This is a genomic window from Vibrio sp. YT-19(2023), assembly GCF_033337395.1.
Window position 1 is genome coordinate 15,196 of record NZ_JAWOQN010000018.1, and the last position, 11,290, is coordinate 26,485.

Consider the following 11,290-nt stretch of genomic DNA (forward strand, 5'->3'; position numbering starts at 1 on the left):
ATGTCACCAGATAAACAGCAGCTTATAGCGAATTATAAATGTCGATTTGTTGGCGATATTTTTGTGAGTTGTGCTCACCAACTTGCTTAATCATACTTAACGTTGAAAAATAAGTTAGGACATAGGTCACATATAAAAAAGTATAAATTCTGCATACGTGATTAGTTTCACACTTATTGTTCGTGTGGTGATATTTTTTTGACGCATAGCATGCCTAAAACGCGCCATCATTATGATCTCGCTGGCAATTACGGGCACATAATACGCATTTAATTGATAAAGAATACGCTGTAAGGGTACACTGTACGAAAGATCTCAAGTACAGCGTCACAATGGAACATTTATCATTTTTTTGGCTGCCAAATAATAAAGATAAGCTTATAAACGCACTGGAATCCGAGTTTGCTCAGCTGGTAGAACAGTCCATCTCCACGGGTAAGATTTCGTTACCTCCTATTCCTGATGTCGTGCTTAAAATTCAGCAGTTATGTGTCGAAGAACACACCACGATTGCCGATGTTGCTAACTGTTTATTGGAAGATCCCGGATTAGCAGCGGTCGTTTTACGAGTCGCTAACTCTGTGATTTTCAATCGCAGAAATATCACCTGCAACGACTTAACTACAGCGGTATCTCGTCTCGGAATACTTCGTGTACGTGATATTGTTACCGCACAAGCGATCGAGCAACTTAAACACTCAGTTAATCTCACTAAAGAATGCAATGCCATCTTGGTGAAGAGTGCGGCGATATCTCGTGAGCTCGGTGCCGTCATGGTGATGTTGGTTCAATCGTTTCGTAGCCACGAGCCAGGCACTTATGGTCATCTAGAGCAAGAAAAGGCGTTATTGGTCGGTCTATTAGCCGATATAGGATTATTTTGTCTAATTAATGAGTACCACTTGTACTTAGATAGGGGCAATTACTTAGACCCAGATATTGCATTGCAGATCTTCCAAACACGTTGTTCTGCCACAAGTAAACTGGTGCTTGAGCGTTGGGGGTTTGACAACGACTTCAGAGAAGTATCCTCAAACGAAAAATACGAATTAACGCGACCAGAAGTGAGTTATCTCGACATCGCTAGAATTGCGCATCATTTATTGATGTTCCGCAATCACGATGAACGCATTGACGAACATGAAGTTGAATTCAACTTAACTGGTGCAGAAGTCTTGTATGAACTTAGTAACATGAGTGATACTGACTTCAATGATCAAATCCGTGCTGTACTCAATGCTAGCGGTTTGTAATTTATCGTTTTCTGATAATACCTTATCCGTGATAAAACGATTCGCTCAAGGCTGAGCTGTATGTGGTGAAATGTCTCTAATTTCAACCGATAGATAATTTGATTTATGCGTGTTGATGTTATCTCAAAAAGGAATCATTGAGCTTTATGTTTTCAGGGATGCTATTTATTTTCGCTCCGCTTGTGGTGGGGTATCTAATTCCTATATCTCGATCTTCGTTATTGGAGAAGATCAATCAGTCAACGTCCTACCTTATTTACGTCATTTTGTCGTTGATGGGTCTTAGTTTGGCGGCGCTCGATAATTTAAGCAGCAACTTACAAAGTATTCTCCTCTATGCGAGTACGTTTTTTTTGTGTCTAAGTGCCTGCAACCTGTTGGCTCTGCCTATTATTGATAAAATTATTCCACTCCAGACCAATCAGAATCAAAAGAAACTACCGTTATCTTCGATGGCTTTAGAGTCTGTTAAGCTTATCGTGGTCGTTGGCGGAGGGTTAGTGGTTGGCCTGCTGTTACCCATTGATTTGAGTTGGGTAGATACAGCAAGCGAATGGATACTCTTTCTACTTCTATTTTTTATTGGTATTCAGCTGCGCAATAGTGGACTTACTCTGCGTCAAATCCTATTAAATAAACAAGGAATGGCCATTGCGGCTGTTGTCATCGCAACATGTATGCTTGGTGGCGTTCTTGCAGCGGTGCTTTTGGATCTTCCTCTTTATCAAGCACTCGCAATGGCTTCAGGTTTTGGCTGGTATTCACTCGCAGGTATTTTAATGGGTGACGCTTTTGGTCCGGTATTTGGTGGCGCGTCGTTCTTGATTGAATTGATGAGAGAGTTAGTCGCACTGGTTGCCATTCCTCTCTTTATTCGTAGCTATCCGTGCACCGCAATTGGTTATGCCGGTGCAACAGCAATGGACTTCACCCTACCCGTTATTCAAACTACCGGTGGTGTGCGTTGTGTTCCTGTTGCTATCGTTAGCGGCTTTATTTTGAGTTTATTGGTACCAGTTATGATGCTTTTCTTTGTATCACTTGCTAGCTAGATCTCAGGTTTTCGCTTTAACATCCATTACAATACGGCAAAAATTTAAATACCCAGTTAACGTCAAAGTGGTCAATATTTTTTGGCAAGACCCCTCTTTCTTTTCGTCATTCAGCCCAACGATTTGTCACGACCAAATAGAAAGAAGGGAGAAACATCAACTGATGTGCATTGCGTTAATAAAGGGATAACAACCAGAAGGAAGAAGAATGAAACGCTTTGTCGTTGCAGCGCTCCTCGCTACAAGCTCAACTTTTACGCTTGCCGCAGATCAACAATGTCTTGCTAGCAAATACGATGGCTACGTCGATGCCTCACTACAGTGGTATCAAGATCTTGTTGATTTGACGGTTACCCAATATCCAGATCTGAAAGAAGTTAGTCAATGGTTCTTGGATGGACGTAAACATCACTTTGAATTAAACCGCGAAGCGGTTCACTACTTTCTAGAGAACGACCCTAGCCGCGTTGCGACGGAACAGCCAATCGAAGCATGGTTAAAACTAGAGCAACATGACGTTAAGCAGTTAGCGACCCGAAGCGATAAGTTAGGTGAAGTTGCAAAACAGACATTTAGCGACCGTCAATCAACTAACCACCCAAAAAACTACGAGCTTCGTTCAGCATTCGCTGATCTGCTTAGTCATCCCCAACAAATTGATACCGCACTTAATAAGTACAATCAGTCAATAGAAAAGATTGAAAAGCAGAAATGTGACTAAGATTGCTCGCATTAGTCGTTGATTAGCATTCGAAAACACTAGAATGTTTTAACGTACTCAATCTAGAATTTTTTAATGTGAATATCGTAACCTTCACCTAAAATTTTCATTTCTACAACTTGGGTTTCAACAATTAAAACGGGACTTTGCGCCCGTTTTAGTTTAGATTGTGCCGCTCGCATTACCAAAATAACTACAAAGATTCTTTGCTATGGTTAAGGAACAAAAAACCGCTGATGTTAGCTTTGAGAGCTTGCTAAAGATCTTCACTGTCCCAGAAGGTCCGGACTCAACGTTAACTAAAATTGACGAGAGCCTCTCGCGAAATCTAAATCAATTTCTTCGTGAACACATCGTGGCAGAAGAAAAGCCTTTACGCGAAATCGAAAAAGACTTTTCTTCTGCTCAGATTCCTGAGCAGCCAGAGTTCGTGTCAGATCATACAGAGCACTTACTCGACACTTTGGTGTCGCACTCAGTTCACACATCTTCACCAAGCTTCATTGGTCATATGACATCGGCACTGCCTTATTTCTTGATGCCACTGTCAAAGATCATGATCGCCTTAAACCAAAACCTGGTAAAAATAGAGACTTCCAAAGCCTTTACGCCACTTGAGCGTCAAGTTTTGGGTATGCTGCATCGCTTGATATATGGTCAGAATGATACTTTTTACAATCAGTGGATGCACAGTGCAAACCACTCATTAGGCGCATTTTGTTCCGGCGGCACCATTGCCAATATCACTGCGCTTTGGGTAGCACGTAACAAAGCGTTAAGAGCCAATGGCTCATTTAAAGGCGTTGAGAAGGAAGGCCTTTTTAAAGCCATGAAGCACTATGGCTATGATGGCTTAGCGGTGCTAGTGTCTGAGCGTGGTCACTACTCCCTTAAGAAAGCAGCCGATGTATTAGGGCTAGGCCAAGAGGGCTTGGTTGCGGTTAAAACCGATGCCAACAACCGTATTATTGTCAACGACCTGAAAGCGAAAATTGTTGAGCTCGAAAAACAAAATATCAAGCCTATTGCTGTTATTGGTGTGGCAGGCACAACAGAGACAGGTAATGTTGATCCATTGCCTGAAATCGCTGAAGTCTGCCAAGCTCACGGCTGTCACTTCCATGTAGATGCCGCATGGGGTGGCGCAACACTTATGTCTAACCATCACCGTCACCTTCTTAAAGGTGTGGAAATGGCAGACTCAGTAACTATTGATGCGCACAAGCAGCTCTACATCCCGATGGGCGCTGGTATGGTTCTGTTCAAAGACCCTGACGCAATGAAATCCATAGAACATCACGCTCAATATATATTGCGCAAAGGTTCAAAAGACCTAGGCAGCCATACATTAGAAGGTTCACGTTCGGGTATGGCGATGTTGGTCTACGCCGCAATGCACATCATAAGTCGCCCGGGTTATGAGCTTCTTATTGACCAAAGCATTGAAAAAGCTCGCTACTTTGCGGATTTAATCAAACAGCAAGATGATTTCGAATTAGTTTCTGAACCAGAGCTTTGTCTGCTCACATACCGTTATTTGCCGCCATTCATCCGTGAAGCATTAGCACAAGCAGAAGGCTCACACAAAGAACAACTGAATGAGCTGATCAATGAGTTAACACAGTTTATTCAAAAGCGTCAGCGCGAAACGGGCAAATCGTTCGTTTCACGTACAAGACTGAACCCAGACCAATGGCAACGCATGAATACGATAGTGTTTAGAGTGGTTTTGGCAAATCCACTGACCACAAAAGAAATTTTGAGCTCAGTGCTTGATGAACAACGCGAAATCGCCAAGCAAGCACCAAATTTGATGAAAAGAATTCAGCAGCTGGTTGTTGATATTCAATCGTCTTAACGGCCAGATCAAGTTACATCAATTTGAAATTTTTTTTCGTTTTGATGTAACTCAAACATCATTATCGTGCGACTAGCGCAACAAAACTTCGTTTACACATCCAATTCTGTAGTTTTTACAACATTTTGTTTGAGGCCTGTCAAATTCTCACTAAATAGTACCCGTTATTGGTTTAGACTGATTGAAGATCAGGTTTATACTGATTCTATGGCGCTGGTTGTTTTCGTTAACGCCCCACTCTACTCCGGAATCTTCGTGTTTCCTTTCGTTAGCAGAGCCAGCGAGTTGTTCTCTATACCCTCGTGAACACTATGAATACATTAGAAAAAATTCAAAAAAACCTGGAGAATTTCAGTAAGTCAGAGCGCAAAGTTGCGGAAGTAATTATGGCGTCTCCACAAACTGCAATTCATTCAAGCATTGCAACGCTGGCTAAAATGGCCGACGTTAGTGAGCCCACTGTAAACCGCTTCTGTCGTCGTCTGGACACCAAGGGCTTTCCAGATTTTAAGCTTCACTTGGCACAGAGCCTAGCCAACGGCACCCCTTACGTTAACCGTAATGTGGAAGAAGACGATGGCCCAGACGCGTACACCCATAAGATTTTCGAATCGACGATGGCGTGTTTAGATGTCGCGAAAAATAGCCTAGATCCAATGCAAGTGAACCGTGCGGTCGATTTGCTAACGCAAGCGAAGCGCATTTCATTCTTTGGCCTTGGTGCATCATCTTCTGTTGCCCGAGACGCACAAAACAAGTTTATTCGCTTTAATATTCCAATTACTTGTTTTGAAGATATTGTTATGCAGCGCATGAGTTGTATCAACTGCAGTGATAATGATGTTGTGGTTCTTATTTCTCATACCGGTCGAACAAAGAGTCAGGTAGAAATAGCGAACCTTGCTCGTGAAAATGGCGCAACGGTTATTGCGATTACAGCGAAGGATTCTCCTCTAGAAAAGGCAAGCTCGCTGGCCATTACGCTCGATATTCCAGAAGATACCGATGTTTACATGCCAATGGCAAGCCGAGTTGTACAAATGACAGTGATTGATGTGCTAGCAACTGGCTTCACTCTTCGCCGTGGTACAGGTTTCCGTGAGAACCTAAAACGCGTAAAAGATGCGTTGAAAGACAGTCGCTATGACAAATTAAGCCAGTACTAAGCACTAAAGCTTAGTCAATACTTTATCTAGGGGAGCTCAAGGCTCCCCTTTTGTTTTAATGCTGCTAAGGGAGCAATCACCCTAAGTCGTTGACACTCGATAAGTCCGTTCTTGATTCCAGTACTTCAACAGAACTGACATGTTGTGCACTCTGAGCTGCGCACTCTCCGCTACAATCACAGACTTGCTGCAATATGTGTATCAAACGTTCCTGATTAAGAGGTAAAGGATTCCCTTTGATTGCCATTGATTTAAGCGCATCATTCGCCACTTGCTCAAAAGAGGTTTGGCATACTCCAAATTGAGCCAGTAGCGGTAACGCTAACTTATCTAGCACCATATTTACCCAAAGAATTCCATCGTGTTCGTTAGCATTTACTCGCTCAGTGACTAATTGGGCCAGCTTGCGATAACGACTTATCACATCATTCCTACCCGCGAGTTTAGCGGCGTTAATGTTCTCCTGCATCACGTGCGGAGCTAGGCGAGCCGTAATAACGCTATGGGGGGCGTCTAACTTGCCTCCTAACGCCGATGCTAACCCATGAGCGGCACCTAATTTGGCATTAGTAATCGCCATACCACCAAGCAATGCAGCAAACGATAAATCAGAGCGCGCCTTATGATTATCTTGCTTACAAGCGGCAATCACTGAACGGCTTAAACGGCGTAGCCCCTCTTCGCAGACCATATCAGTAAGAGGGTTTGGCTCACCACACACATACGCTTCCATTAAATGAGTGAACGCATCCATTGCGCCACGTCCAGATGTGTATTGGTCGGTCCCGTAAGTAAGTGTCGGGTCTACAATGGCAACGTCTGCGAGCATATCAGGGCTTCGAAGACTCACTTTCACTTTATCTTGTCCAGATTTCAGCACAGCATTTCTGGTCACTTCTGAACCGGTGCTTGCTGTCGTAGGAATTGCAATAAAATGAAGAGGCTTTGCTTTTAAAGGGACGCTTCTTCCTACCACTTCTACGTAATCGTAAACATTGCCTTGATTGGGAATAATGGCAGCTAAGGCTTTGCCCATATCGATGACGCTGCCACCACCTATCGCAACTACCATATCAGGTTGGAATTTTCTACCGAGCACTGCGGTCTCTTCTACCATCGTGATGTATGGTTCACCAACGATAGCTACGTGCTGGTAACGCATATTTTGAGCTTTAAGATATTGGATAATGGGGGTGGCTCGTTGGGTATCCTGCCCAGTAACCAGCAAAACACTGTAGCCAAATTGGTTAATAACGGATAATGAAGATTGAAGTGCACCTTCACCAAATATAATCCTTGTTGCAGTCATAAACTGAAACATACACACCCTCCCAAAAGAATATACCCAAATAACCTCTCGCCCTCTGATTTAACACTTATGTAAGAGTTGAAGTTATTTGCGTATAGCCAAAATAGATTGCTATTTTTTTAAACAAAAAAAATTGACCAATTCCACCTTGCCATCATTAACCCTTTAGAATGTATGTTTTTTATGCGTCACTTCACATACTTCAGAGTCGTAAAATAAGCACGTGCGTTTAGTTTTTATTCGATAGATTTCACCTATAGAACCAAGAGGTAATTGCCGCTTTATTTCCGTATCTGGATCGGGCATAGTTACTCCAACAAAAGAAAGCGCACTCAGCCGCTATGTTTTGTACGCTTTCAAAAAAGAATAGATTTAGGAGAAATAAGATTATGTTCGTTGTTATCTTTGGTCGCCCTGCATGTCCTTTCTGTGTTCGTGCAAAAGAGCACGCAGAAACGCTAAAAGCAAAACGTGATGACTTCAACTACCGTTACGTTGATATTCACGCTGAAGGTATTTCTAAAGCAGATCTTGAGAAAACAGTTGGTAAACCAGTTGAAACCGTTCCTCAGATCTTTATCGACCAAGAGCACATCGGTGGCTGCGACGAGTTCGAAGCATACGCGAAAGAGCACCTAGGTCTATTTGACGAGTAATAAAGACTGTTTTCAAAAAAGCCGCTTCATGCGGCTTTTTTATTATTTTTCAGCTGGTTATTACGTTAAGTCAACTAATGGTAAAACCTAAAAAAATTCACTTATCTTTTTGCTATATTTAGTTACAATTCACAGTTCTTAATCTTTTTTGGCACACACTCTACCGAGCCACACAGTGAACATAGACGTCGTATACCTTCTCGAGCAAAACCCTATCCTTCTAATCTTCGTCGTATTAGCCATTGGCCTTGCCATCGGAAAAATTCGATTTGGCAAATTACAATTAGGCAACTCTATTGGCGTTCTTATTACCTCTTTGGTAATGGGCCACCTTGGTTTCTCATTTAATGCAGAAGCTTTAACCATTGGCTTTATGCTGTTTATCTACTGCGTTGGCATTGAAGCTGGACCAAACTTTTTTGGTATATTCTTCAGAGATGGTAAGCATTATTTTATTTTAAGCATGACTGTTCTCGTGTCTGCGGTCAGCTTAACGTATGGCTTGAGTCACTATTTCGGCCTCGATTTTGGCTTATCCGCCGGTATGATGGCAGGCGCATTGACCGCAACGCCAGTACTGGTTGGTGCACAAGATGCTCTTAACTCTGGCCTTGCGACTATACCGCGGAATATGGAATTTTCTCTGGTATTAGAAAATCTATCCGTAGGCTACGCGATGGCTTATCTGGTCGGCTTAATTAGCATGATCATGTTTGCTAAATTGTTGCCAAAACTGCAAAAACAAAACCTTTCTGATTCCGCGCAGCAAATCGCACAAGAGCGTGGCCTTGGAAATTCAAGCCAGAGAAAAGTGTATTTACCCATTATTCGAGCTTACCGAGTGGGCCCAGAGCTAATTGACTGGACTGATGGTAAAAACTTACGAGAACTGGGTATTTATCGTCAAACTGGCTGTTACATTGAACGAATCCGCCGCAATGGTATTCTCGCCCACCCAGATGGTGATGCTATCTTGCAAGAGGGAGATGAAATTGCACTGGTTGGCTTCCCTGACAGCCATGCTCGCTTAGACCCTAGCTTCCGTAATGGTAAAGAAGTATTCGACCGTAACTTGCTTGATTTGCGCATCGTTGAAGAAGAAATCGTCGTAAAAAGTGACGCTATCGCTGGTAAGCGTTTATCGGATTTGAATTTGTCTGAGTTTGGCTGTTTCTTAAACCGCGTAGTTCGCGCTCAGATTGAAATGCCTATGGACTTAGACATTGTGCTCGCTAAAGGGGACGTCCTTCAAGTGAGCGGCGAGAAAAGCCGAGTACATGGACTGGCGGAAAAAATCGGTTTCATCTCGATCCACAGTCAAATGGCCGATTTGCTCGCTTTTTGTAGCTTCTTTATTTTGGGTATTCTGTTTGGCCTCATCACAATGACGTTCGGTCAGGTGTCTTTCAGTTTGGGTAATGCGGTGGGTCTTCTGTTGTCCGGTATTACGCTTGGTTTCTTACGAGCAAATCACCCTACTTTCGGTTATGTCCCACAAGGGGCGCTGAATATGGTCAAAGATCTAGGGTTAATGTTCTTTATGGTGGGAATTGGTCTAAGTGCAGGTGGAAAGATGTTCGAGCACCTAACGCAAGTAGGACCAAAAGTCATTGGTTTGGCATTTATTGTCAGTGTTGTGCCTGTAGTTCTGGCTTACTTAGTTGGCGCACACGTACTCAAGATGAACCGTGCCCTGCTCTTCGGTGCCATTATTGGCGCCCGTACTTGCGCTCCGGCTATGGATGTCGTTAACGACTACGCTAAGTCCACCATCCCAGCCCTTGGTTATGCGGGTACCTATGCGATTGCAAATATTTTAATGACGCTAGCTGGTACGATTCTGATAATACTAAGTTAATACTCACTTTGACTGTGAAATACAAAAAGGCGCTCAATGAGCGCCTTTTGTTTATTGGTTATCTAGTCTGTGATTCGATTAGATTTGAATGAAGTCTGCTTCAACTGCTGGATTCACATCCGCTTCGTAATCTACGCCTTCAACGCCGAAACCAAATAGTTTCAAGAACTCTTCTTTGTACTCAACGTAGTCAGTCAGCTCTTTTAGATTCTCAGTCGTAATTTGAGGCCATAGCTCACGACAGTGCTGCTGAATGTCGTCACGAAGTTCCCAGTCATCCAGACGTAGACGGTTCATCTCATCAACTTCTGCCGCGCTACCGTCTTCTTTGTATAGACGTTGGCTGAACATACGGTAGATTTGTTCCATACAGCCTTCGTGTACACCTTCTTCGCGCATTTTCTTGAATACCATTGCGATGTACAGTGGCATAACAGGAATTGCAGAACTCGCCTGAGTTACAACAGATTTAAGTACCGCAACATTGGCACTACCACCTGTTGCTGCTAACTTGTCGTTTAGCGCTTTCGCTGCACGGTCTAGGTCCATTTTTGCTTTACCTAGTGCACCATCCCAATAAATTGGCCAAGTTAGCTCAGTACCAATGTAGCTGTACGCGACGGTCTTACAACCTTCAGCAAGAACACCAGCATCAGACAACGCATTGATCCAAAGTTCCCAATCTTCACCGCCCATTACAGTGACAGTGTCTTTGATTTCTTCTTCTGTTGCAGGCTCAACGCTAGCTTCGATGATCACATCTTTGTTGGTATCAACAGCCGTTGATGTGTAAGTTTCACCGATAGGTTTAAGAGATGAACGAACTAATTCACCAGTTTCTGGCATTTTACGTACTGGAGATGCCAGTGAGTAAACCACCATATCGATTTGACCTAAGTCTTCTTTGATCAGCTCGATAGTTTTCTGTTTCGCTTCATTTGAGAAAGCGTCGCCGTTTAAGCTTTTTGCGTACAGACCTTCTTCACGCGCTAGCTTTTCAAAAGCAGCGGCATTGTAAAAACCTGCTGTACCTGGCTTCTTCTCAGTACCTTCTTTTTCGAAGAAAACACCGATAGTTGATGCACCGCCACCAAATGCCGCAGCGATACGAGAAGATAAACCGTAGCCACTTGATGCACCAACAACAAGAACACGCTTAGGTGCGTTTTTGATTGGACCTTGCGCTTTGGTGTACGCAATTTGTTCTTTTACGTTAGCTTCACAACCAACAGGGTGCGTTGTAGTACAGATAAATCCACGAATTCTAGGTTTGATGATCATATTCAACTTCCTTTAAAAAACCTTGTTAGGATAAAAGTTTCGTTGGGATTTCGCATCTAATTTCTGTAAAAATGCTCTTAAAAGGCAAGTGGTTGGAGCACTATCCCACCATCCACTCCCCAAGAATACAAAAAAG

Annotated in this window: 9 protein-coding genes; 7 read left to right on the plus strand and 2 right to left on the minus strand. The window is 43.1% G+C overall.

What is annotated here, in order from left to right; genetic code table 11:
- The first annotated feature begins 332 nt into the window (after window positions 1-332).
- The 5 genes from R7E78_RS14540 (at window position 333) to R7E78_RS14560 (ending at window position 6,050) form a co-directional block, all read left to right on the plus strand.
- Entirely contained in the window at window positions 333-1,253 is a 921-nt protein-coding gene (locus R7E78_RS14540; RefSeq protein WP_025766846.1) for an HDOD domain-containing protein, read from the plus strand.
- A 146-nt stretch (window positions 1,254-1,399) separates the two neighbouring features.
- A complete protein-coding gene (locus R7E78_RS14545) occupies window positions 1,400-2,305 on the plus strand; it encodes a lysine exporter LysO family protein (RefSeq protein WP_005378011.1) in 906 nt (301 codons plus the stop codon).
- Between the two features lie 208 nt (window positions 2,306-2,513).
- Complete coding sequence (locus tag R7E78_RS14550; RefSeq protein ID WP_017634875.1) at window positions 2,514-3,026, plus strand: hypothetical protein; 513 nt, start codon at window positions 2,514-2,516, stop codon at window positions 3,024-3,026.
- Between the two features lie 211 nt (window positions 3,027-3,237).
- A complete protein-coding gene (gene panP, locus R7E78_RS14555) occupies window positions 3,238-4,884 on the plus strand; it encodes a pyridoxal-dependent aspartate 1-decarboxylase PanP (protein WP_258661585.1) in 1,647 nt (548 codons plus the stop codon).
- A gap of 311 nt (window positions 4,885-5,195) precedes the next feature.
- Window positions 5,196-6,050 (plus strand): MurR/RpiR family transcriptional regulator, encoded by an 855-nt coding sequence (locus R7E78_RS14560; RefSeq protein WP_005378021.1) that lies wholly within the window; start codon window positions 5,196-5,198, stop codon window positions 6,048-6,050.
- Between the two features lie 76 nt (window positions 6,051-6,126).
- Here R7E78_RS14560 and R7E78_RS14565 read toward each other — a convergent pair whose 3' ends face one another.
- Window positions 6,127-7,371: an iron-containing alcohol dehydrogenase gene (locus R7E78_RS14565; protein WP_318057989.1), complete on the minus strand. Its 1,245-nt coding sequence runs from the start codon at window positions 7,369-7,371 to the stop codon at window positions 6,127-6,129.
- A gap of 377 nt (window positions 7,372-7,748) precedes the next feature.
- Here R7E78_RS14565 and R7E78_RS14570 point away from each other — a divergent pair, with 377 nt between their 5' ends.
- The gene (locus tag R7E78_RS14570; protein ID WP_005378026.1) at window positions 7,749-8,015 is read left to right on the plus strand and encodes a GrxA family glutaredoxin; all 267 of its coding nucleotides are present in this window, start codon (window positions 7,749-7,751) and stop codon (window positions 8,013-8,015) included.
- A 175-nt stretch (window positions 8,016-8,190) separates the two neighbouring features.
- Window positions 8,191-9,873, plus strand: a complete 1,683-nt coding sequence (locus R7E78_RS14575; protein ID WP_005378028.1) for an aspartate:alanine antiporter — start codon at window positions 8,191-8,193, stop codon at window positions 9,871-9,873.
- 78 nt (window positions 9,874-9,951) lie between these two features.
- Here R7E78_RS14575 and fabV read toward each other — a convergent pair whose 3' ends face one another.
- Entirely contained in the window at window positions 9,952-11,154 is a 1,203-nt protein-coding gene (fabV, locus tag R7E78_RS14580) for an enoyl-ACP reductase FabV (protein ID WP_005388648.1), read from the minus strand.
- Window positions 11,155-11,290: the final 136 nt, after the last annotated feature.

What these genes read in the sequence shown, in the direction of transcription:
- R7E78_RS14545 (WP_005378011.1), top strand. Translation starts at nt 1,400, where the DNA reads ATGTTTTCAGGGATGCTATTTATTTTCGCTCCGCTTGTGGTGGGGTAT.
- R7E78_RS14570 (WP_005378026.1), top strand. Translation starts at nt 7,749, where the DNA reads ATGTTCGTTGTTATCTTTGGTCGCCCTGCATGTCCTTTCTGTGTTCGT.
- R7E78_RS14550 (WP_017634875.1), top strand. Translation starts at nt 2,514, where the DNA reads ATGAAACGCTTTGTCGTTGCAGCGCTCCTCGCTACAAGCTCAACTTTT.
- R7E78_RS14560 (WP_005378021.1), top strand. Translation starts at nt 5,196, where the DNA reads ATGAATACATTAGAAAAAATTCAAAAAAACCTGGAGAATTTCAGTAAG.
- panP (WP_258661585.1), top strand. Translation starts at nt 3,238, where the DNA reads ATGGTTAAGGAACAAAAAACCGCTGATGTTAGCTTTGAGAGCTTGCTA.
- R7E78_RS14565 (WP_318057989.1), bottom strand. Translation starts at nt 7,371, where the DNA reads ATGTTTCAGTTTATGACTGCAACAAGGATTATATTTGGTGAAGGTGCA.
- fabV (WP_005388648.1), bottom strand. Translation starts at nt 11,154, where the DNA reads ATGATCATCAAACCTAGAATTCGTGGATTTATCTGTACTACAACGCAC.
- R7E78_RS14540 (WP_025766846.1), top strand. Translation starts at nt 333, where the DNA reads ATGGAACATTTATCATTTTTTTGGCTGCCAAATAATAAAGATAAGCTT.